At 43.8% G+C, this 22097-nt stretch carries 22 protein-coding genes and 1 other annotated feature; all 22 genes read left to right on the top strand.

Features of this window, described 5'->3' with window-relative positions; translation table 11 throughout:
* The first annotated feature begins 356 nt into the window (after nt 1-356).
* Nucleotides 357-1466: a molecular chaperone DnaJ gene (dnaJ, locus tag A6K76_RS00105; protein WP_066460922.1), complete on the top strand. Its 1110-nt coding sequence runs from the start codon at nt 357-359 to the stop codon at nt 1464-1466.
* Nucleotides 1467-1685: 219 nt separating this feature from the next.
* Nucleotides 1686-2603 (top strand): DnaJ C-terminal domain-containing protein, encoded by a 918-nt coding sequence (locus A6K76_RS00100; protein ID WP_066460920.1) that lies wholly within the window; start codon nt 1686-1688, stop codon nt 2601-2603.
* 225 nt (nt 2604-2828) lie between these two features.
* Nucleotides 2829-3767 (top strand): 50S ribosomal protein L11 methyltransferase, encoded by a 939-nt coding sequence (gene prmA / locus A6K76_RS00095; protein ID WP_066460918.1) that lies wholly within the window; start codon nt 2829-2831, stop codon nt 3765-3767.
* Between the two features lie 60 nt (nt 3768-3827).
* The gene (locus tag A6K76_RS00090; protein WP_066460916.1) at nt 3828-4565 is read left to right on the top strand and encodes a 16S rRNA (uracil(1498)-N(3))-methyltransferase; all 738 of its coding nucleotides are present in this window, start codon (nt 3828-3830) and stop codon (nt 4563-4565) included.
* A 161-nt stretch (nt 4566-4726) separates the two neighbouring features.
* A complete protein-coding gene (mtaB, locus tag A6K76_RS00085; protein ID WP_066460915.1) occupies nt 4727-6064 on the top strand; it encodes a tRNA (N(6)-L-threonylcarbamoyladenosine(37)-C(2))-methylthiotransferase MtaB in 1338 nt (445 codons plus the stop codon).
* Between the two features lie 457 nt (nt 6065-6521).
* Nucleotides 6522-6986, top strand: coding sequence for a hypothetical protein (locus A6K76_RS00080; protein WP_066460914.1), 465 nt, complete (start codon nt 6522-6524; stop codon nt 6984-6986).
* 92 nt (nt 6987-7078) lie between these two features.
* Nucleotides 7079-7744, top strand: coding sequence for a deoxyribose-phosphate aldolase (gene deoC / locus A6K76_RS00075; RefSeq protein ID WP_066460912.1), 666 nt, complete (start codon nt 7079-7081; stop codon nt 7742-7744).
* Between the two features lie 116 nt (nt 7745-7860).
* Entirely contained in the window at nt 7861-8034 is a 174-nt protein-coding gene (rpsU, locus tag A6K76_RS00070; protein WP_004227078.1) for a 30S ribosomal protein S21, read from the top strand.
* Between the two features lie 319 nt (nt 8035-8353).
* Nucleotides 8354-9511, top strand: a complete 1158-nt coding sequence (trpB, locus tag A6K76_RS00065) for a tryptophan synthase subunit beta (RefSeq protein WP_066460910.1) — start codon at nt 8354-8356, stop codon at nt 9509-9511.
* Between the two features lie 241 nt (nt 9512-9752).
* Nucleotides 9753-11066 carry an NfeD family protein gene (locus A6K76_RS00060; RefSeq protein WP_066460909.1) on the top strand — a complete coding sequence of 438 codons (1314 nt, stop codon included), beginning with the start codon at nt 9753-9755 and terminating at the stop codon, nt 11064-11066.
* Nucleotides 11067-11081: 15 nt separating this feature from the next.
* Nucleotides 11082-12065, top strand: a complete 984-nt coding sequence (gene floA / locus A6K76_RS00055) for a flotillin-like protein FloA (protein WP_066460906.1) — start codon at nt 11082-11084, stop codon at nt 12063-12065.
* Between the two features lie 30 nt (nt 12066-12095).
* Nucleotides 12096-12539, top strand: a complete 444-nt coding sequence (locus A6K76_RS00050) for a hypothetical protein (RefSeq protein ID WP_066460904.1) — start codon at nt 12096-12098, stop codon at nt 12537-12539.
* 492 nt (nt 12540-13031) lie between these two features.
* Nucleotides 13032-13991: a PhoH family protein gene (locus A6K76_RS00045; RefSeq protein ID WP_066460899.1), complete on the top strand. Its 960-nt coding sequence runs from the start codon at nt 13032-13034 to the stop codon at nt 13989-13991.
* Between the two features lie 125 nt (nt 13992-14116).
* Nucleotides 14117-16219: an HD family phosphohydrolase gene (locus tag A6K76_RS00040; RefSeq protein WP_066460897.1), complete on the top strand. Its 2103-nt coding sequence runs from the start codon at nt 14117-14119 to the stop codon at nt 16217-16219.
* A 13-nt stretch (nt 16220-16232) separates the two neighbouring features.
* Complete coding sequence (ybeY, locus tag A6K76_RS00035; protein ID WP_066460895.1) at nt 16233-16718, top strand: rRNA maturation RNase YbeY; 486 nt, start codon at nt 16233-16235, stop codon at nt 16716-16718.
* Nucleotides 16705-17055, top strand: a complete 351-nt coding sequence (locus A6K76_RS00030; RefSeq protein WP_066460894.1) for a diacylglycerol kinase family protein — start codon at nt 16705-16707, stop codon at nt 17053-17055. Before ybeY ends, A6K76_RS00030 begins: the two co-directional genes overlap by 14 nt.
* 14 nt (nt 17056-17069) lie before the next feature.
* Nucleotides 17070-17465 carry a cytidine deaminase gene (locus tag A6K76_RS00025; RefSeq protein ID WP_066460893.1) on the top strand — a complete coding sequence of 132 codons (396 nt, stop codon included), beginning with the start codon at nt 17070-17072 and terminating at the stop codon, nt 17463-17465.
* Nucleotides 17465-18382, top strand: coding sequence for a GTPase Era (gene era, locus A6K76_RS00020; RefSeq protein ID WP_066460888.1), 918 nt, complete (start codon nt 17465-17467; stop codon nt 18380-18382). Before A6K76_RS00025 ends, era begins: the two co-directional genes overlap by 1 nt.
* Before the next feature lie 231 nt (nt 18383-18613).
* Nucleotides 18614-19384 (top strand): DNA repair protein RecO, encoded by a 771-nt coding sequence (gene recO, locus A6K76_RS00015; protein ID WP_066460887.1) that lies wholly within the window; start codon nt 18614-18616, stop codon nt 19382-19384.
* A gap of 70 nt (nt 19385-19454) precedes the next feature.
* Nucleotides 19455-19663: a binding site (T-box leader), on the top strand.
* A 53-nt stretch (nt 19664-19716) separates the two neighbouring features.
* A complete protein-coding gene (trpE, locus tag A6K76_RS00010; protein WP_066460885.1) occupies nt 19717-21099 on the top strand; it encodes an anthranilate synthase component I in 1383 nt (460 codons plus the stop codon).
* On the top strand, nt 21096-21683 hold the full coding sequence (locus tag A6K76_RS00005) for an anthranilate synthase component II (protein WP_066460884.1): 588 nt from the start codon (nt 21096-21098) through the stop codon (nt 21681-21683). Before trpE ends, A6K76_RS00005 begins: the two co-directional genes overlap by 4 nt.
* 229 nt (nt 21684-21912) lie before the next feature.
* Complete coding sequence (locus A6K76_RS16690) at nt 21913-22077, top strand: hypothetical protein (RefSeq protein ID WP_169817967.1); 165 nt, start codon at nt 21913-21915, stop codon at nt 22075-22077.
* Nucleotides 22078-22097 lie beyond the last annotated feature (20 nt).

The raw sequence follows: 22097 nt of genomic DNA, 5'->3' as shown, positions 1-22097 counted from the left end.
GAAACAAGAGGCGGACTCCAGCGGGAAAAGCGTGAGTGAAAGACCCGACAGCGTAGCGAGGAGGCTCGCACCACGCCCGCGGAAAAGACTGCCTCGACCTTAGAAAGCAAGGCGAAAATCGTTAAATAATGCACGACACGAAAGCCAAAGACCGGTATTAACGGCTTTGGCTTTTTCGTGAGGTGTTTATACAGATGGAGAGCCGTTTCATTTCGCAAGCCCTTCATTCACCATCTATGTAAAACGAACGTAGTATAGTATTCGCTTTGAGTACAGCAATTTCCAGATAAAATGCGTGTTGTAACGACGCGTACATGATACAATAACCTTTATGTTAAAGAGGCGGAGAGTGAACAATGAGTAAACGTGATTATTATGAAGTGCTTGGCGTAACAAAATCAGCGTCAGCCGACGAAATTAAAAAAGCTTATCGTAAGCTATCAAAGCAATACCACCCAGACATTAATAAAGAAGCGGGTGCGGATGAAAAGTTTAAAGAAATTGCAGAAGCATATGAAGTATTATCAGACCCACAAAAGAAATCGCGCTATGACCAATTCGGACATCAAGACCCAGGTGCTGGCGGCTTCGGTGGTGGAGGCGGATTTGGCGGCTTCGACGATATTTTCAGCTCGTTCTTTGGCGGCGGTGGTCGACGTGACCCGAATGCACCACGTAAAGGGGATGACCTACAATACCGCATGAACATTAGCTTCATGGACGCAGTATTCGGTAAAGAAACAGAAATTGAAATTCCAAAAGAAGAAAACTGTACAACATGTAGCGGAACAGGCGCAAAACCTGGCTCAGACGTAACGACATGTGGTACGTGCGGCGGTGTTGGTGAAGTAAACCAAGCTGTTGATACGCCATTTGGGCGCATGATGAACCGTACGACGTGTCGCACTTGTCGCGGTGAAGGAAAAATTATTAAAGACAAATGTACGACATGTCACGGCGCTGGTAAAGTAAAAGTGCGCAAAAAAATTAAAGTATCGATTCCAGCTGGTGTCGATGATGGGCAACAATTACGCGTATCAGGACAAGGGGAGCCAGGCTTTAACGGTGGCCCATCAGGTGATTTATACATCGTGTTCCGCGTAAGCAATCACGAGCATTTCGAGCGTGACGGCGACGATATTTACTACGAGCTACACATTACGTTTGCGCAAGCTGCACTCGGTGATGAGCTAGAAGTGCCAACTGTACACGGCAAAGTGAAGCTACGCATTCCAGCAGGTACGCAATCAAATACACAAATGCGCTTAAAAGGCAAAGGGGTTAAAAACGTACACGGCTACGGTCAAGGCGATCAACACGTCATCATTAAAGTGCAAACACCTCAAGATTTAAGCGAGCGTCAAAAAGAGCTACTGCGCGAGTTTGCCGAAATTAGCGGTGACATTCCAGAAGAACACGGCAGCTCATTGTTTGACCGCATTAAAAAGCGCATTAAAGGTGAGTAAAAAGACGAATATGATGCCTGTTGAAAGCCTGTAAAGAGCGCGAAGAAATGTATGATAACAGGTCTGTTGATTAGCCATTTTATATAGCTGAATCATTTGTTCTTTAACTGCAAAAAGGAAATCGATGCTGTATTGTAGAGGCAGAGCGCGTGCAGCCTTACTGGTTAACCAACATGCTTAAAATGTAACGATTCCAACGACAAAGCGAGGCGTACATGTATGGCAAAACGAAACTATTATGACGTATTAGGTGTATCGAAAACAGCGACGGCTGATGAAATTAAAAGTGCATTTCGTAAGCTATCTAAAAAATATCATCCTGATGTAAATAAAGCAGCAGACGCAAATGACAAGTTTAAAGAAATTAACGAAGCGTACGACACATTAAGTGATCCAAAAAAACGTGAGCAATACGATTATACGCAGGAATCTCCATTCGGCCGTCGCTCTAGCGCAGGCTCTGATTTTGGTGGTGGATTTGGCGGTGGCTTCGGTCGCAGTACAACGTTTGACGATGCCGATGATTTTGGCGGCTTTGGCAATATGGACGATATGATGGGCGATATTTTTAGCCAATTTTTCGGCAATAATGCAAGCTTCGGTGGTGGCAATGCACGCACGCAGCCACGTCCAAAAAAAGGGCGCGATTATGCATACACGCTTGTAATCGACTTTTTAGACGCCGCACTTGGTAAAAAAACGACGATTGCGATTAACGGTAAGCAATTGCAAGTGAGCATTCCAGCAGGTATTGAGGATGGACAAAAAATACGTCTAGCGAACCAAGGCTACGAAGGTACAAATGGTGGAGCGAGAGGTGACGTTATGATTACGTGCAGCATTCGTCCACACGCTACGTTTCGTCGTGAAGGGCTCGACATTTATACAGATGCACCGCTGACGTTTTCACAGGCGGCGCTCGGCACGAAAATTAAGGTGAAAACACTAACGGGCGAAGTCACATTAAACGTACCAGCCGGTGTGCAAAGTGGCGCAAAGCTACGATTAAAGCAAAAAGGCATTGCGAAAAAGCAAGAAATTGGTGACCATTACGTCGTCATTCAAGTGAAAACGCCTGACAAACTTAGTGCCAAACAACGCGAATTATTTGAACAGCTTGCACAATTAGAAGGATAAATCGATGTAGTGATCAATCATTTTTGTTCGACATTGCCGCTTGAAACAAGAGGCGGACTCCAGTCGGAATAGTTAGTCGTAAAGACGTTCAAGGAAGGTGGTCAGCGCTGCAGCATCATCTTCATTTTGATAACGCATTTGCGTCGATGGAAAGCTTGCCTCAATGTGGAGAGCAACGTATGTAAAATAGATCACACATGAAACAATAGAATAGGAGTGGGAATCGTGAAATGGACAGAAGTATCAATCCACACAACAAACGAAGCAGTTGAGGCTGTATCAAATATTTTACATGAAGCAGGTGCAAGTGGTGTCGTGATTGAAGATTCAATCGATTTCGATAAAGAGCGCGCCGATCAATTTGGCGAAATTTACGCATTAAAGCAAGAGGATTTCCCGATGCAAGGCGTTATCATTAAAGCATATTTATCCGAATCAAGCTTTATTGCGGAAACGGTAGAAGGCATTCGCTTATCAATTGACGCATTAAAAGATTTCAACATCGATATCGGCGACAATACAGTGACGATGGCAGAAGTAAACGAAGAAGATTGGGCGACAGCGTGGAAGCAATATTACCACCCAGTAAAAATTTCAAATCGTTTTACAGTTGTGCCAACGTGGGAAGATTACAAACCAGTGGCAACAGACGAGCTAATTATCGAGCTTGACCCAGGTATGGCGTTCGGTACAGGGACGCATCCGACGACGGTCATGTGTTTACAGGCGCTTGAGAAAGTTGTAAAGGCGGGCGATGATGTAGTCGATGTTGGAACAGGCTCAGGCGTGCTATCAATTGGTGCGGCACTTCTTGGCGCAAAAGCAGTACATGCGCTTGACTTAGATGAGGTGGCGGTTCGTTCGGCACGCGAGAACATTGAGTTAAATAAAGTAAATCATATTGTCGATGTGCATCACGGCAACTTACTTGATACAGTAAAAGCACCGGCAGACGTAGTAGTCGCAAACATTTTAGCTGAAATTATTATGACGTTTACAGACGATGCGTACTCAATCGTAAAAGACGGTGGCGTATTCGTAACGTCTGGTATTATCGGTGCAAAACGTGACCAAGTAAAAGCGGCATTACAAGCATCAGGCTTCACAATTGAAGAAGTGCTTGAAATGGAAGACTGGGTTGCGATCATTGCACGTAAAGCGTAACAATAAAGTACGAAGGTGTCCGTTTGTTGGGCACCTTTTTGTCATAAAGGAGAAAACGACATGCAGCGTTATTTTAATGAACAACCATTTACGAACGAGCAGGCGACATTAACAGGAGACAGCGCGAAGCATATTGCAAAAGTAATGCGCATGAACGTTGGCGATGAAGTGATCGTCGTGAGCGAAGGGGTAGCACATATTTGCACTATTACAAACATCGAGCAGGACGTGACAGTCGCACAAACAGGTCGCACTGTCGCATCACCTGAAATGCCAGTACGCGTCACAATTGCGTGTGGCTTACCAAAAGGTGATAAGCTTGAGCTCATTACACAAAAAGGGACGGAGCTCGGTATGTTTAGCTTGCAACCGTTCAAGGCGGAGCGCTCGATTGTGAAGTGGGACGATAAAAAAGGCGAGAAAAAGACGGAGCGCCTCCAAAAAATTGCACTCGAAGCGGCAGAGCAGTCGCATCGCACGCACGTACCGGTCATTGAAAATCCGATTTCGTTTAAGCAGCTCGTCGCAACGATTAGTCATTACGATGCGGTATTTATCGCAGACGAGGAAGATGCAAAGCAAAGCGAGCGCACGAAATTTGCCGATAAGCTGCGCGCACTAGCAGGTGAGGCGACGTCGATTTTATGCATTTTCGGTCCAGAAGGTGGCATTGCCCGTTCGGAATCCGAGGCGTTACTTGCAGCAGGTGCACAAACGATGTCGCTCGGTCCGCGTATTTTACGCGCTGAAACAGCACCACTTTACGCATTAGCAGCTATTTCGTACGAGTTTGAATAAACGGCATCAGCTGAAGGTGGCAACATGTTTAGCTGATGCTTGTTTTTTACCGAAATTTCACGCGCTGAAATAAAGTGAAATGGTAGGATTAATGCATGAGTTTATGCTATTATAAAGAACGTTGAATTTATATAGGGTAACAGTTGAAAGGATGAAATAGATTGAAAACCGTGAGCTTTCACACATTAGGTTGTAAAGTAAACCATTATGAAACAGAAGCGATTTGGCAATTGTTTAAAGAGGATGGCTATGAGCGTAAAGAGTTTGATCAGCAAACCGATGTATATGTCATTAATACATGTACTGTAACGAATACGGGCGATAAGAAGTCGCGTCAAGTTATTCGTCGAGCTGTGCGTCAAAATCCAGACGCGGTTATTTGTGTAACAGGGTGCTATGCGCAAACGTCACCAGCAGAAATTATGGCCATTCCAGGTGTAGATATCGTTGTCGGCACGCAAGACCGCACGAAATTACTTGGCTTAATCGAGCAATATAAAGAAGAGCGCGAGCCGATTAATGCGGTGCGTAACATTATGAAAAACCGCGTATATGAGGAGCTAGACGTACCAGCGTTTACAGACCGTACGCGTGCATCGCTGAAAATTCAAGAAGGCTGCAACAACTTCTGTACGTTTTGTATCATTCCTTGGGCACGTGGTTTAATGCGTTCACGTGATCCGCAAGAAGTAATTCGCCAAGCGCAGCAGCTAGTTGATGCAGGATACTTAGAAATCGTCTTAACAGGTATTCATACAGGCGGCTACGGACAAGACTTTAAAGATTACAATTTAGCGCAATTACTTCGCGATATGGAAGCGCAAGTAAAAGGGCTAAAGCGTTTACGTATTTCATCAATTGAGGCGTCTCAATTAACAGATGAAGTCATTGAAGTGTTAAAGGAATCAAACATCGTCGTAAACCATTTACACATTCCAATTCAATCAGGATCAGATACGGTGTTAAAGCGCATGCGTCGTAAATATACGATGGAATTTTTCTCAGAGCGTCTACGTAAGCTAGAGGATGCGCTGCCAGATTTAGCGGTAACGTCGGACGTTATCGTTGGCTTCCCAGGTGAGACAGAAGAGGAGTTTATGGAAACGTACAACTTCATTAAAGATCATCAGTTCTCAGAGCTACACGTTTTCCCATTCTCACCACGTACAGGTACACCAGCTGCACGTATGGAGGATATTTTTGTTGCAGAAGATGTGAAAAATGAACGCGTGCACCGCCTCATTTCATTAAATGATCAATTAGCGAAGCAATATGCATCTCGCTTTGAAGGCGACGTATTAGAAGTGATTCCAGAAGAGCGCTTTAAAGATGCGGATAACGAAAACTTATATGTTGGTTACACATCAAACTACTTAAAAATCGTGTTTGAAGGTACAGAAGACATGATTGGACAGTTAACGAAAGTAAAAATTACAAAAGCAGGTTACCCTTATAACGAAGGTCAATTTGTGCGTGTACTTGACGAAGTGCAAGCGTAAAATGATGAACGAATGGACAGTCACATAGAAGTGATTGTCCATTTTTTTTGCGCAACGGCTTTCGACCAAAATCTGTTCTTCATTGTTCTTTCATTTCGGCAGACGCTTTTCGCGGAGGGTGACACGATGTCTGTTACGAAGGCGTTGTCGCATGGACGCGACGAACGTAGCCTTTGTTCCGCGGCCTCTGCGGTTACTCGAGACAGAAAAGATTTTTGCTTGTCCCGCAGAAGTCACCGCCTCCATTTCAGAAACACATTCACATATAGCAAGCGCCGATTCTGGAATAGATGTTGCGCAACAATAGAATTTTTTTAGGTATATAGTATTGATTTTGCGTTTTAAGTGTGTGAATAAAGAAAACGGTGCGCCTAACGGATTGAATTAATATTGTACACGAATAGTTCGTTTGAGAGTGGGTATAAAAAAGTAATGAAGTAAAGTTGAGGTGGAAAACATGGGCAAAAATGAACAGATGACATTACTATATGTTACGGTGACGATTCCAAATGGCATTTTCGGAACGTCTGCACAATATAAAAATCATGATCCAAAGCGGATTCAGCACGTCGAAATTATCGGTGATGAAGTGCATTTGTATATGACAAAGGAACATCGAGAACAAGCAATTGCCGAGTTTGAATCATACTTAACATTATTTCAGCAGCAGGTAGATGTAGGGGAAATCGATTTGTTATATGGTGCGTATGAGAAAATTGACTACGATGAGCATTATCGCATCATTCGTTGTTACGTAACCGCAGAGCAATATTTTAATTGTGGCTTTTTAGCGATTAACGAAACGGAGCTTGTTATTGATGCGATGTACTATCAGCTTTATAAAGGATTGACACCATCTATCACGTTTGAATATATCGATGTGGAAACGAATGCACAGCTAGGGCAAATACAGTATCCATAATTATTTTGTTAATTCTGATAAATAGAATTGCAATTGAAAAAATGCTATTATAAACAGATGTACGGACAACTAAAAAGTAAAGGAAGATTTTCATGACAAACTACGCAGCAATGATTGATCATACATTATTAAAGCAAGACGCAACGAAGGCGCAAATCGAACAAATTTGTGCGGAGGCAAAGCAGTACGTATTCGCATCCGTATGTGTAAACCCGACATGGATTGAACTAGCTGCTTCTTTACTACAAGGAACAGACGTAAAAGTATGTACAGTAATCGGCTTCCCATTAGGTGCATCAACTTCAGCGGTAAAAGCATTCGAAACGCGCGATGCGATCGAAAAAGGCGCAACAGAAATCGATATGGTCATTAACGTAGGTGAATTAAAGGACGGCAACTTTGACTACGTACAAAAAGATATCGAGGCGGTTGTAAACGCAGCTAACGGCACATTAGTAAAAGTTATTATCGAAACGTGCTTATTAACAGACGACGAAAAAGTAAAAGCGTGTGAGTTAGCAGTAGCAGCGGGCGCGGACTTCGTAAAGACGTCAACTGGCTTCTCAACAGGCGGTGCGACGAAGGAAGATATCGCGTTAATGCGTCAAACAGTTGGTCCAAATATTGGCGTAAAAGCATCAGGTGGCGTGCGCAGCTTAGAGGATATGCAAGCGATGATTGATAACGGCGCAACACGCATTGGCGCATCATCAGGTGTAGCGATTATGAACGGCTTAACATCTGAATCAAATTATTAAATATTTTGTATGAGATAGTTGACCTATACAGCATCATACGTTATACTGTTTTAGTACACGATATTGGAAACGCTAATATCGAGTACTGACGTGTGTTCGGAGGGAGGGAAAGAGAGATGTCAAAAACTGTTGTTCGCAAAAACGAATCGCTTGAAGATGCTCTTCGCCGCTTCAAACGTACTGTATCAAAATCAGGTACAATTCAAGAAGTTAGAAAGCGCGAGTTCTACGAGAAACCTAGCGTAAAACGTAAGAAGAAATCAGAAGCTGCACGTAAACGTAAGTGGTAATTTCCTAAATCATCCCTACGTTCAAAACACGCAATTCTATGATTCACTGAACAGACAAATGAACACAAGGCTAGTGCAACTTGCACTAGCCTTGTTTTTGTTTGTGGATTTTTTAAAATAGTCGCCAAATAACGATTTTTATATTTCAGAAGCGCGTGTTAGGAAAAGAAAATCTTTGTTGCTCGTAACGAGAGGCGGACTCCAGCGGGAAAAGCGTGCCTCGGAAGTGGAGAGCACCGAGAAAAAGTTCATTGTGTTTTCTGACAAAAGCAAGTAAAATGGTGGCATGTTTATGTAGTAGAGCAGAGGAGAGAATAGTATGACAGAAACAAAAGGCTATTTCGGACAATTTGGTGGTAGTTTCGTGCCCCCAGCATTACAACAAGTATTAACACGTTTAGACGAAGAGTTTGAACGTTTAAAAGATGACGCAGCGTTTAAAGCGGAGTTAGCGTACTACTACAAGGAGTACATCGGGCGTCAATCACCACTTTATTTCGCTGAAAATTTAACGAAGCAAGCAGGCGGTGCAAAAATTTACTTAAAGCGTGAAGATTTAAACCATACAGGCTCACATAAAATTAATAATGTGCTTGGGCAAATTTTACTTGCAAAGCATATGGGCGCAAAACGTGTCATCGCAGAAACAGGTGCAGGGCAGCACGGTGTTGCGACGGCGACAGCATGTGCGATGTTCGGTATGGAGTGCGTCGTTTACATGGGCTTAGAGGATACGAAGCGTCAGGCGTTAAACGTATTCCGTATGGAGCTACTCGGTGCGAAAGTTGTCGCAGTCGATAAAGGGCAAGGTCGTTTAAAAGATGCAGTAGACGAGGCGTTTGCAGATTTAGTAGAAAACTATGAGACGACGTTTTACTTACTCGGCTCAGCAGTAGGACCACATCCATTCCCAACAATCGTCAAGCATTTCCAATCAGTTATTAGCGAGGAAAGTCGCGAGCAAATTTTACAAAAAGAAGGCAAGCTTCCGGCAGCGGTTGTCGCGTGCATCGGTGGTGGTAGTAATGCAATCGGCTCGTTCGCGAATTACATTACAGATGAAGGTGTGCGCTTGATCGGCGTTGAGCCACATGAAGCACCGACAATGCGTGACGGTGTGCCAGCAGAATTACACGGCTTCAAATGTTACGTGTTACTAGATGAAGAGGGTAATCCGCAGCCAACTTACTCAATCGCAGCGGGTCTTGATTATCCGGGTGTTGGTCCAGAGCATAGTTACTTAAAGCATACAGGTCGCGCTGAATATGTGAATGTCACGGCAGAGCAGGCGCTAGCGGCATTCCAACTATTAAGTAAATCAGAAGGAATTATTCCAGCGTTAGAAAGTGCGCATGCCGTATCATACGCGATGGAGCTAGCGGCAACATTACCGGCAGATGAGTCAATCATTGTTACTGTATCAGGTCGCGGTGACAAAGACGTAGAGCAAGTATTTGAGCTATTAAAAAAAGCATAAAATGAAAAAGCTGTGTTACAAGTGAAGGGACTTGTAGCACAGTTTTTTTTGCGTGCTGGAATTAAAGGTTGCTCGAAGTGAGAGGCGTACGTTAATGGAAAACGTACGGCATTTGACATAGTATAAACGCGACGCAGCAATGAGGAGCTACATTTTTTATAAAACGTTTGAAGAAAATGAAACTTTTTGCAATTGTGTACGTAAAAACGGTATACAATAGAAATGAGAGAGGAGGAAAGCAATGCGAAACGTAAAGCTCATTAGCTATATATGGGTGTTGTTCATTTCTAGCTTGTTTTTTGTCCCTTCCTTTACTGCGACGTCGAATGAAATTGTGTATACTATACCGATTCATGATAATGTTGAACGAGGGTTATATGCCTTTTTAGAGCGAGCATTTGAAGAGGCACAGCAAAAAGAAGCGAATTTAATTGTTCTTGATGTGCATACACCAGGTGGCGAAATTGCAGCTGCTGCGGATATTGCGAAATTGATTGATGCGCAGCCGATTGAAACAGTTGCGTACGTCAATACGAAAGCGCATTCAGCAGGAGCACTAATTGCGTTACATGCAGATGAAATTTATATGACAGGTGACGGCACAATGGGCGCAGCAGCTGTTATTGATCAAGCGGGAAATGCGGCGGCGCAAAAGGTGAACAGTGCATGGATTGCGCAAATGCGTAGTGCCGCAGAGCTTCATGACCGCGACCCACAATATGCACAAGCGATGGCAGATGTGACGCTTAATTTGCCGGAATATCGTGCAGGTGAAAATGCGCTGTTAACGTTATCGGCAAAAGAGGCGATAAAAGTTGGTTATGCGGAAGGGATTGCACCAAACATCGATAGTATATTAGCGCAAAAAGGCTACAGCGATCCGACAATTGTGTCGATGCAAACGACATTTGCAGAAGATTTAGCACGCTTTATTACAAATCCAATTATCGTGCCGCTTTTATTATCGCTTGCGAGCTTAGGGTTAGTAATGGAGTTGTATTCACCAGGCTTCGGCGTACCAGGTGCTGTCGGAATTACCGCCCTCGTTTTATTTTTCTTTGGACATACGGTGGCAGGCTTTGCCGGATATGAATCGATTTTATTGTTCGTCATTGGTTTTATCCTCCTTATTGCTGAAATGTTCCTACCCGGAGGCATTGTTGGAATTGTCGGAGGAGGGCTCGTTATTACCGGCTTGTTAGGAGCTGGTGCAAACGTGACGCATATGGCATATTCTATTTTAGTTGCAATGTTCGTTGCAGCGATTGGAATGGTGATTACAATGAAATTTTTTGGCAAAAAGCTGCACATGTTAAACAAGCTTGTGCTGCATGATGCAACGACGACAGAGGAAGGCTACGTTTCTAATATTAATCGCATCGATTTAATTGGACGTCGTGGTATTACTGAGACACCACTTCGACCAGCTGGTGTGATGGATATTGAAAAGGAGCGTCTCGATGTCGTATCGGACGGACGCTTTATTGAAAAAGGGCGAGAAGTTGAAATTATGAAAGTAGAAGGCTCACGCATTGTTGTGCGAGAGGTAGACTAAAAGGGGGATTTACACATGGAAATTGCTTCAGTTGGCTTAATTTTTGCCATTGTACTTGTTTTTATCGTGCTGGCGATTTTCTTCACATTCGTCCCAGTAGCGCTATGGATTAGTGCAATCGCAGCGGGTGTAAAAGTAAGCATTATGACGTTAATCGGAATGCGCTTACGTCGCGTTATTCCGAACCGCATCGTGAACCCATTAATTAAAGCGCATAAAGCAGGGGTAGATGCACGTATTAATCATTTAGAGTCACATTATTTAGCAGGTGGTAACGTAGACCGCGTTGTGAACGCGTTAATCGCTGCACAGCGCGCAAACATCGAATTAACGTTTGAGCGTGCAGCTGCAATCGATTTAGCCGGTCGTGACGTATTAGAAGCGGTACAAATGTCGGTAAACCCAAAAGTAATCGAAACGCCATTTATTGCCGGTGTTGCGATGAACGGGATTGAAGTAAAAGCGAAGGCGCGTATTACGGTGCGTGCAAACCTTGACCGCTTAGTCGGTGGTGCTGGTGAGGAAACAATTGTGGCCCGTGTCGGTGAGGGGATTGTCTCAACGATCGGTTCGGTTGACTCGCATGCAAAGGTGTTGGAAAATCCAGATATGATTTCACAAACAGTGCTTGCAAAAGGGTTAGATTCTGGTACAGCGTTTGAAATTTTATCGATTGATATCGCGGATGTAGATGTCGGTAAAAATATCGGTGCTGAACTACAAATCGAGCAAGCAGAAGCGGATAAAAACATCGCGCAAGCAAAGGCAGAGGAACGCCGTGCGATGGCCGTAGCAAGCGAGCAGGAAATGATTGCAAAAGTACAGGAAATGAAAGCAAAAGTAGTTGAAGCAGAAGCGGAAGTTCCAATGGCGATGGCAGAGGCACTACGTTCAGGCAATCTTGGTATTATGGATTATATGAACTACCGCAACTTAGAGGCAGACACGTCAATGCGCGATTCAATTGCGAATGTATCGATTGAAAAGGACAAAAAGTAAGTGAACGCGTAGAAAGGATGTGACGCTGACGTGGAAGGATTATTAATAGCGCTTTTAATCGGGGTTTTGACATCGTTCATGAACAAAAAGGAAGATAAAAAAGCAAGCCCGACGAAGCCGTTCATACCACAAAAAGAGTTGCCACCAGTTGAGACGACACAGGCGCAAGGGAAATTAGCACCTCGTAAGTCAGCGCGTCCAAAAATCGAAACGAAGTCGCTAGATGATTTCGCCCGTGATGTCATGACACAGCTGTCAACGAAGGAGCAAGCAGCACCGCTAGCTCCAAAGCAGACGGATACGATGGAATTGCGCCAGTCACTTGAAGAGCGGATGAAAGATCGTCAGCAAGCGGTACGCGCCGTTGAAGCACGTAGCGATGCACTTGAATTTCCAACAAGTTATACGCAAATGCAGCAGGCGATCATTATGGCAGAGGTGCTAGGCAAACCGAAAGCAAAGCAGCGTGCATAACTAGTTTGGAACAGAAGTGAACGTCAAGCGTTCGCGAAACGAAGTGTAGTTAAACAGCAAAAGAGCGTTATCGGAAAATGAACTTTTCCGATAACGCTTTTTTTTGTTTTCTATTTTATATAAGCAGTGAATACATTTTCGAGTTGTGTTACTCGGCTGTTTAGCTACAGTGCTAGTTTCGAACTTATATAGACGGTGAATGTGTTAGTCGGCTCTTCACATCGAGGCAGGCTTTCCGCGGGCGTGGCGTGAACCTTTGTGACCAACATCATGTTGCCCTTCGCGAAAAGCGTCCGCCGAAACAAAAGAATGGTACAATATTCAGTTCAATGTATATAGCCTCTTTTCTTTTGTTAAAAACAAACGAAAGCGACGTGTCGATAGCGTAAATGATACAAAAACGTTACAATAAGAGAACGACGTATCGAAAAGAATTATGATACAGTTAGAGGATACATAACATTTTGTGAACATGTAAGGGAGATTGAGTGAATGACAGAAAATATTTCGCCGTTATTATTAGATAACCCAGCAGAAGCAGTCATGTTACTTGGCATGTCTGACCAAAATTTAAAGTTGATTGAAGAAGCATTTCACGTGCAAATGATCACGCGTGGTGAAACGATTCACCTTGTTGGAGAAGAAGATGCGCGTAGCCAAGTAACCGAGCTGCTACTGGCGTTGTTACAAGTTGTGCGTAAAGGCATTAACATCGACACGCGCGACGTTGCAACGGCTATTGAAATGACGAATAAAGGAACGATTGAATATTTTGCGGAGCTATATGATGTAGAAATCGCACGTACGACGAAGGGCAAGCCGATTCGTGCAAAAACGATGGGGCAACGTGCATACATTCAAGCAATTCGCCATAATGATTTAGTATTTGGTATCGGCCCAGCTGGTACAGGGAAGACTTATTTAGCGGTCGTCATGGCAACGCAAGCATTAAAAACGGGTCAAGTAAAGCGCATTGTACTGACGCGTCCAGCTGTTGAAGCAGGCGAGTCGCTCGGCTTTTTACCAGGGGATTTGAAGGAAAAGGTCGACCCGTATTTACGCCCGTTATATGACGCGTTAAACGACATGTACGGAGCTGAGCAAACGGAGCGTTTAATCGAGCGTGGCACAATTGAAATTGCGCCGCTTGCATATATGCGTGGACGTACGTTAGATGATGCATTCGTTATTTTAGACGAAGCACAAAATACGACGCATCAGCAAATGAAAATGTTTTTAACGCGATTAGGCTTCGGTTCGAAAATGGTCATTACAGGCGATAAAACACAAATCGATTTACCGAAAAATACGGAAAGTGGCTTAATTATTGCAGAGCGCACGTTACGTCACGTAGAAGATATTCGCTTTTTATACTTCGAGCAAGGCGATGTTGTGCGCCATCCAATCGTCGCAAAAGTCATTGAGGCATACTCAAACGCAGAAGCGAAATAAATGGGCGAGCAAGGTGATGGAAGCGCAAGCGCAGAAGTCACCTTTTGTTTTTGGAGAAAAATATTTCAGCTCGATGTTTTTATTGCTAGTTGATATGATAGAAGGGCAGATGTGGAGGTGGCGTATTGCAAAAGAAAGTGAAAAAAATTAGCGATTATATTGGATTTCGTTACTTTTTATTAATTGTATTAGCGTTAACAGGACTCGTTCAATTTTTATTCATGCATAGTAATATTCAAGAATATACATATACAGTAGAGGAGTTGCAACTCGCACCGGAGACGATTCGTTCACCAAAAACGATTGTCGACGAAGCAAAAACCGAGCAGGATCGTTTGCTTGCAGCTGAGCAAGTTGAGCCGGTGTATACATTTAATGAAAGCATGGCAAAAAATCAAGCAGCGATGATTGATTCGTTTTTTGGTTATGTGACCGATACGCTAACAAGTAGTAAAGATGGAGATACGCTAGACGACAAGCTTGAGCAGCTCAAAAAGCGTTTAAGTAGCATCGATGAGAAGCAGTTTCCATTTCGCTTTACCGATGAGCAGTTAAAGCTACTGCTTAGCCAGCAAGTGACCGATTTAGAGGCATCGCGTGCGTTATTATCAAAAACGGTAGGGCAAATGTTAACGAAGGCGATTCGTGAGGACGATATTGCATCGATTCAAAGTCGCATTGAGCAAACGGTGCGTATGCAAAGCGTGTTTCCAGCAGAGCTTGTAAATATTATCGTTGTGATGGCACGCAGCTCGATTGTTGAGACGGAAACATACAACGAGGATATGACCGATGCACGCAGGCAGCAGGCGAAGAATTTAGTCGAGGAAACGCGTATTTTGCAAGGGCAAATTATTGTGCAAGAGGGAGAGCGTGTAACGAAAGATATTTATCGTCAACTCGAATTGCTCGGTTTGTTAAATGATGAGTCAAACATTCGTATGGGGATCGGTTTAAGTGTTGTGACGATTTTGCAAATGTGTGTGTTATATATGCTATTTAATCAGTGGGGCGCGACGAATGCCCGCAAGCAAAATGCGGTGACGATGGTGTTTTTCGTTTATGTACTAGGGCTTGCATTGCTTAAAATTTTAAGCTTCGTAGCAGATGAATTTACCGTGCATATTGCGTTTTTATTTCCAACGGCATTGACGGCAATGTTGTTACGTCTACTGATTAACGAAAAAGTCGCACTGATTACGAGTGTTTTAATGGCGGCTACAGCAGGTGTGATGATGAATACGCAGTACGGAGCGGTCATGAGTGCAGAAGTTGTACTGTACGTGCTATTTGGTAGTGTGACGGCGCTATTATATTTACGAACAGGTGAAAAAACATCGCACGTTTTAAAAGCATGCGCGCTCGTGTCAACGATGAATGCGCTGTATATTTTCTTTTACATCATTATGACACAAACGACGTACACAGTAGAGGAGCTTGTTTTTTACGCATCGGCAGCGCTCGTGTCAGGTATGCTTTCTGGGATGCTAACGCTTGGACTATTGCCGTTTTTTGAGTCAGGATTTGGCATTTTGTCAACGATGCGTTTGATCGAACTATCAAATCCGAATCATCCGTTATTAAAGAAAATTTTAACGGAAACGCCGGGGACTTATCATCATAGCATTATGGTGGCGAACTTAGCGGAGACGGCCTGTGAAGCGATTGGTGCGGACGGATTGCTCGCGCGCGTTGGCTGCTATTATCACGATATTGGAAAAACGAAGCGCCCAGCGTATTTTATTGAAAATCAAATGGGGAAAAACCCGCACGACGACTTGCCACCAGACGAAAGCGCACGTATTATTATTGAGCATACGACTTACGGGGCACAGCTATTAGCGGAATATAAAATGCCACAGGAAATTATCGACATCGCGTTGCAGCATCACGGCACGAGCGAGTTGAAATTTTTTGTGCATAAGGCGAAGGAATTGGGTATAGAAGTAGCAGATGGACAATTCCGTTACCCCGGATCGAAGCCGCAAACGAAAGAAGCTGCTATTATTAGTGTAGCGGACAGCGTAGAAGCTGCGGTACGCTCGTTAAAAGATCCAACGCCGGAAAAAATTCGCACGCTCATTCAAAGTATTACGAAAGATCGTTTACTCGACCATCAATTTGATGAGTGTGACATTTCGGTGAAAGAATTAAAGCAAATGGAACTAGCATTTTGTGAAACGTTAAATGGCATTTTTCACTCACGTATTGAGTATCCAAAAGATTGAAAGTAGGGACAATATGTTACACATTGATTTTTTAGATGAAACGAATGAAGTACAGCAGGCGCATGTTGAGCTTGTTGAGTCGTTACTACAGCACGCCGCAACAATTGAAAGCATTGAAGACGGCACAGAAGTATCAGTGACGTTTGTGACGAACGACGCGATTCAAGAAATTAACCGCGAATACCGCGATAAAGACCAGCCGACAGATGTTATTTCATTTGCAATGGAAGAGCTTGGTGACGGCGAAATGGAAGTCGTGATCGAAGGAATGCCACGCATGCTCGGTGACATCATCATTTCGATTGACCGCACGCGCGAGCAAGCGGACGATTTCGGACATACATTTGAGCGCGAGCTAGGATTTTTAGCGGTGCACGGCTTTCTACATTTACTCGGCTACGATCATATGAATGACGTCGATGAGAAAAAAATGTTCGGCAAGCAAGACGAAATTTTACTGTCATACGGCTTAGAGCGTGACCGTAATGAACGCGCGTAAACTGCTGCGCTCATTTGGCTATGCTACAGAAGGAATTGTCGCTGCACTGAAGGAGCAAAATTTGCGCTTTCACGTGCTAGCGGCTCTTGTTGTCTTTATAGCTAGTATGCTCACAAAAGTAAGCATAATGGAATGGTGCATCATTGTGCTCGTCGTGTTCGGCATGTTTACAGTTGAGATGATCAACAGTGCGATCGAGCGCGTTGTTGATTTAGCATCACCGGAGCATCACGAACTCGCAAAAGCGGCAAAAGATATCGCAGCAGGCGCTGTGTTGGTATTTTCGATTGCGAGTGTTATAATCGGAGTACTCATTTTTTTACCAAAATGGCTATAAGGGAGCACATCATTATGAATAAAGAACAACTATTAGCGCAGTCAAAAGTTGCACGCGAAAATGCGTACGTACCGTATTCAAAATTTAAAGTTGGTGCTGCACTGCTTGCAAAGGACGGCACAGTGTATGACGGCTGTAACATCGAAAATGCAAGCTACGGCTTAACGAACTGCGCAGAGCGTACAGCCATTTTTAAAGCAGTATCACAAAACGTGCGTGAATTCGCGGCCATTGCAATCGTGGCAGATACGGAAGGTCCGTGTGCGCCATGTGGAGCATGCCGTCAAGTCATCGCAGAATTTTGCGCACCGACAATGCCAGTTTATTTAACAAATTTAAAAGGCGACGTAGTAGAAACGACAGTTGAACAGCTACTACCAGGCGCCTTCACACCGGAGGATTTATTATAATGTTAGAACAACGACAAGGATTTAAATCGGGCTTCATTTCAATTATTGGACGTCCAAACGTAGGGAAATCGACATTGTTAAACCGTGTCATCGGACAAAAAATTGCGATCATGTCAGACAAACCGCAAACGACGCGTAACAAAGTACAAGGTGTATTAACGAACCCGGAAAGCCAAATGATTTTCATTGACACACCAGGTATTCATAAGCCAAAGCATAAGCTAGGCGAGTTCATGTTAAAAACAGCGAAAAATACGCTGCGTGAAGTCGACTTAATTATGTTTATGGTCAACGCTGAGCAGCAGCTAGGTAAAGGCGACGAATTCATTATGGAGCTACTTGAAGGTACGAAAACGCCTGTCTTTTTAGTCATTAATAAAATCGACCAAGTGCACCCAGACTCATTGTTATCAATTATCGAAGGCTATAAAGAGCGCTATGAGTTTGCAGAAATTATGCCAATCTCTGCGCTACAAGGTAACAATGTAGAAAGTTTGCTAGAAACGATTGAAAAGTATTTACCAGAAGGACCGCAATATTACCCAGCGGACCAGGTGACGGATCATCCAGAGCGTTTCATCATTTCTGAGCTTATTCGTGAAAAGGTACTGCACTTAACACGCGAGGAGATTCCACATTCAATCGCTGTAGTGATCGATAAAATTAAACCAGACGAAGAGAAAGAAAATATGATTCGCGTACAGGCGACAATTATGGTTGAGCGCGATTCACAAAAAGGAATCGTCATCGGTAAGCGCGGTGCTTTATTAAAAGAAGTCGGCACACGTGCACGTAAAGATATCGAAATGCTTTTAGGTTCAAAAGTATACTTAGAGCTTTGGGTGAAAGTGCAAAAAGATTGGCGCAACAAATCGACGCATTTACGCGATTTCGGATTCCGTGAAGACGAGTATTAATATGGTATAATAAAAGGGCTATGCGACACGTTCGCATAGCCCTTTGTTGTGTATAGATACAGCTAAACGGTTGTTCTGTTGCCTAACTTTAATCAAGTACAACATTATCATGGTTGAGCGTGGGCGACGAGACTCCTAGGGGAACAGTCAATTATTAGCTAATCAACACATATGTTCAAGTAGATCAATAAATTTGTGAATCATTCAAAATGAGAGGATGTGTCGTTCCGCATGCTTCATAAATGGGAAGGCATTGTCATAAAAGTTCGAGCATACGGAGAATCAAATAAAATCGTCATACTCATGACACGCGAGGCAGGGAAAGTAGCGGTCATGGCGCGTGGTGCGAAAAAGCCGCGCAGCCGTTTAGCAGCGGTGACGCAACCATTTACAATCGGTAGCTTCATGGTGCATCATACGTCTGGTATGGGTACACTTCAACAAGGTGAGCACATTCAAACGATGCGTCACATTCATCAAGATATCGTGGCGACTGCGCATGCGAGCTTTATTTTAGAGCTTATTGACCGCGTCGTCGAAGAAGGGCAGACGCAGCCGTACGTGTACGAGGTATTACACCAGGCGATGCAAGCGATTGAGGAAGAATATGACCCAGAGGCAATTAGCTTGTTCGTTGAATGGAAAATGTTGCCGCTTATCGGGGTGCAACCGATTTTACATGAATGTGCTGCATGTGGTGCAACAGAAGGCGAGTTTGCATTTTCGTTTGGGGAGGGTGGCTTCATTTGTCATCGCTGCTTCCATGTCGATCCGTACATCATTCGCTTAACGCCGACGCAGCTGAAGCTCATTCGCATGTTTTACGAAATGCCGATTGAGCAAGTTGGCAAGCTCGAGCTAAAGAAGGAAACGAAATATTTTATTCGTAAAATTGTGTCGACGCTATATGAGGAGCAGGGAGGGCTGCGCTTTAAGACGCGCTCGTTTATTGAGCAGCTCGAGCGCACGCCACAACTTCAGCCGCGCGTGCAACAGCCGTAATATGTTTACAATTGTTTTTTTGAAATAAGAATTGAATATTCGAAAAATTTAATTTATAATAAACGTAATAAATGAAGCTGTGAAAAAGAGTAGTAGCAATTGAATCGCTTATTGTAGAGAGCTGATGGTCGGTGCGAATCAGCATAAGTGCAGTTGTGAATGGACTTTGGAGCTCCTTATGCGGATAATGCTAAGGCGGGGTAGCGCACGTTACGCAAGCTAGTAGACGATTACATTTTGTAATCAATAAAGGTGGCACCACGGTCTCTCGTCCTTTTTGTGACGGGGGGCCTTTTTTGTGTTACGAGACGAGCAGAGAAAGAGGAGATTAGATGACAGTTCAGACGAGACAATATGTAACAAAGCAATTAGCAGGCGACACATTAACACCGATTTCACTTTATAGCGCACTAGAAGGCAACAATAAAATGCTGTTTGAATCTTCAGCAAAGCATGAAGAAAGCGGTCGTTATTCATTTATCGCTATTAACCCAGTCGCACAGCTAGTTGGGACAGGGCAGTCGTGCACGTTCACAAAAGGTGGCGAGGCGACGACGCATAACGAAAATGCGATTACGTATTTACGCAGCATCATGCCAGCAACGCATGAACATTTACCGTTTAGCTTTTTCGGCGGGGCGATCGGTCACTTCGCGTACGATACAGCGTTTTACTTTGAAAACATTGGTGAGTCTTTACATGATGAGCTAAACATGCCAGATGTGAACGTCTTCTTTTATGATACGTTTATCATTTTTGACCATTTACATCAAACCGTAACACTTGCAGCAATTGACTTATTCGACGATAAGACGAACGAGCAGCTACAAGCACAAGTGGCGCAAATGGAGCAGCACATTCATAGCGGCAAGGCGTTTACAGAAGAAAGTGATGCGCACGTACAATTCGCACCGACGATTGAGAAATCACGCTTTATTGACATGGTTGAGGAAGCGAAGGAACATATTCGTAACGGCGATATTTTCCAAGTTGTTTTATCGCAGCGCTTTACGTCGGACTTTAGCGGCAATCCGTTTTCGCTATATCGCAAGCTGCGTACGTCAAATGCATCACCGTACATGTTTTACATGGCGTACGATGACTACACAATTTTAGGGACGTCACCAGAGAGCTTAATTAAAGTAAAGGACGGCTTTGTGACGACGAACCCGATTGCTGGGACGAAAAAGCGCGGCAAGACGAAGGAAGAGGACGAGCAAACTGCAAAGGCGTTACTAGCAGACGAGAAGGAAATCGCGGAACATCGCATGCTCGTTGATTTAGGACGTAACGACATCGGCAAAATTTCAGAAATCGGTTCGGTTGAAGTGACGAAATATATGACGATTGAGTATTACAAGCATGTGATGCACATCGTTTCAGAAGTAACTGGTAAGCTGCGTAGCGAATACAATGCAATTGATGCGCTCATTTCTGCATTGCCAGCAGGGACGGTATCTGGTGCGCCGAAAATTCGTGCGATGCAAATTATTAATGAGCAAGAGCACGTAAAGCGCGGCGTATATGCAGGTGCGGTCGGTTACATTTCAGTAAGCGGCGATATGGACTTAGCGCTAGCAATTCGCACGATGGTCGTAAAAGATGGCAAAGCGCACGTGCAAGCAGGTGCTGGTGTCGTATATGATTCGGTGCCAGAGAGCGAATATGAGGAAACATTAAATAAAGCAAAAGCATTACTGGAGGTGCGCGTATGATTTTATTAATTGATAATTACGATTCATTTACGTATAACTTATACCAACAAGTTGGGGCATTAGGAAAAGACGTGCAAGTTGTGCGCAATGATGCGTTAACGATTGAACAAATTGATGCGCTTGCACCAGAAGCAATTATTTTATCACCTGGTCCAGGTCATCCGCGCGATGCAGGGAATACGGTTGCGATTATTCAGCAGCTGCACACGAAATACCCGATTCTCGGCATTTGCTTAGGGCATCAGGCAATCGGTGAAGCGTTCGGTGCATCGGTCGTGCGCGCAGAAAACATCGTGCACGGCAAAATGTCAAACATCGCTCATAGCGGCACGGATTTATTTGTGTCACTGCCAGAGGACGTCGAAATTATGCGTTACCATTCGCTCGTTATTGCAGAGGATACGTTGCCAGTCGAGTTCGTTGTGCAAGCGAAGACGACTGATGATGGTGAAATTATGGCGATTCGACATCGCGATCATTTGTTATTTGGCTTACAGTTCCACCCAGAGTCAATCGGCACACCAGACGGCAGTAAAATGATTGAAAACTTCCTACAAGCGGCGGCACAAAAAATAGTAGTATAATGTAATTTAATTAAATTGACGTTAGCAATTTCATTTGCTAGCGTCATTTTTTTTGGATGAAATAACGGTGTAACGCCTTCAGTAGCATGTCGTGACATCGAGTTGTTTTCTACTTTGTGTAAAATAATTTATCGAAAATGCGTATTTTTAATAAATAAAGTGGTTGATTTTGATGCGGTTAATTATTACAATGGACGTATCATGGTGAAGGAAGACAGGTGGTGGACAAATGGATGAGGCAACGTTTCAAAAAAATTACACGATGCAATCAGTACATAAAGTAGGCGTTATTTTGCGCGCATTTAGCGAGGACGAGCCGCGGTTAACGTTGACGAAGCTGCATAAAAAAACAGGCATTGGCATTTCGAGCTTTAAAATGTACCCTATACGATAGACACTTTGAAAAAAGACTAT

It is taken from the genome of Caryophanon latum (assembly GCF_001700325.1).
GTDB classification, from domain to species: Bacteria; Bacillota; Bacilli; order Bacillales_A; family Planococcaceae; genus Caryophanon; species Caryophanon latum.
The sequence above is the reverse complement of the archived record's forward strand: the minus strand, read 5'-3'. Positions and strand labels throughout refer to the sequence as shown.

Coding starts and splice junctions, on each gene's coding strand:
- dnaJ (WP_066460922.1), top strand. CDS start 357: ATGAGTAAACGTGATTATTATGAAGTGCTTGGCGTAACAAAATCAGCG.
- A6K76_RS00100 (WP_066460920.1), top strand. CDS start 1,686: ATGGCAAAACGAAACTATTATGACGTATTAGGTGTATCGAAAACAGCG.
- A6K76_RS00090 (WP_066460916.1), top strand. CDS start 3,828: ATGCAGCGTTATTTTAATGAACAACCATTTACGAACGAGCAGGCGACA.
- A6K76_RS00080 (WP_066460914.1), top strand. CDS start 6,522: ATGGGCAAAAATGAACAGATGACATTACTATATGTTACGGTGACGATT.
- deoC (WP_066460912.1), top strand. CDS start 7,079: ATGACAAACTACGCAGCAATGATTGATCATACATTATTAAAGCAAGAC.
- rpsU (WP_004227078.1), top strand. CDS start 7,861: ATGTCAAAAACTGTTGTTCGCAAAAACGAATCGCTTGAAGATGCTCTT.
- trpB (WP_066460910.1), top strand. CDS start 8,354: ATGACAGAAACAAAAGGCTATTTCGGACAATTTGGTGGTAGTTTCGTG.
- A6K76_RS00060 (WP_066460909.1), top strand. CDS start 9,753: ATGCGAAACGTAAAGCTCATTAGCTATATATGGGTGTTGTTCATTTCT.
- floA (WP_066460906.1), top strand. CDS start 11,082: ATGGAAATTGCTTCAGTTGGCTTAATTTTTGCCATTGTACTTGTTTTT.
- A6K76_RS00045 (WP_066460899.1), top strand. CDS start 13,032: ATGACAGAAAATATTTCGCCGTTATTATTAGATAACCCAGCAGAAGCA.
- ybeY (WP_066460895.1), top strand. CDS start 16,233: ATGTTACACATTGATTTTTTAGATGAAACGAATGAAGTACAGCAGGCG.
- A6K76_RS00030 (WP_066460894.1), top strand. CDS start 16,705: ATGAACGCGCGTAAACTGCTGCGCTCATTTGGCTATGCTACAGAAGGA.
- A6K76_RS00025 (WP_066460893.1), top strand. CDS start 17,070: ATGAATAAAGAACAACTATTAGCGCAGTCAAAAGTTGCACGCGAAAAT.
- era (WP_066460888.1), top strand. CDS start 17,465: ATGTTAGAACAACGACAAGGATTTAAATCGGGCTTCATTTCAATTATT.
- recO (WP_066460887.1), top strand. CDS start 18,614: ATGCTTCATAAATGGGAAGGCATTGTCATAAAAGTTCGAGCATACGGA.
- trpE (WP_066460885.1), top strand. CDS start 19,717: ATGACAGTTCAGACGAGACAATATGTAACAAAGCAATTAGCAGGCGAC.
- A6K76_RS00005 (WP_066460884.1), top strand. CDS start 21,096: ATGATTTTATTAATTGATAATTACGATTCATTTACGTATAACTTATAC.
- A6K76_RS16690 (WP_169817967.1), top strand. CDS start 21,913: ATGGATGAGGCAACGTTTCAAAAAAATTACACGATGCAATCAGTACAT.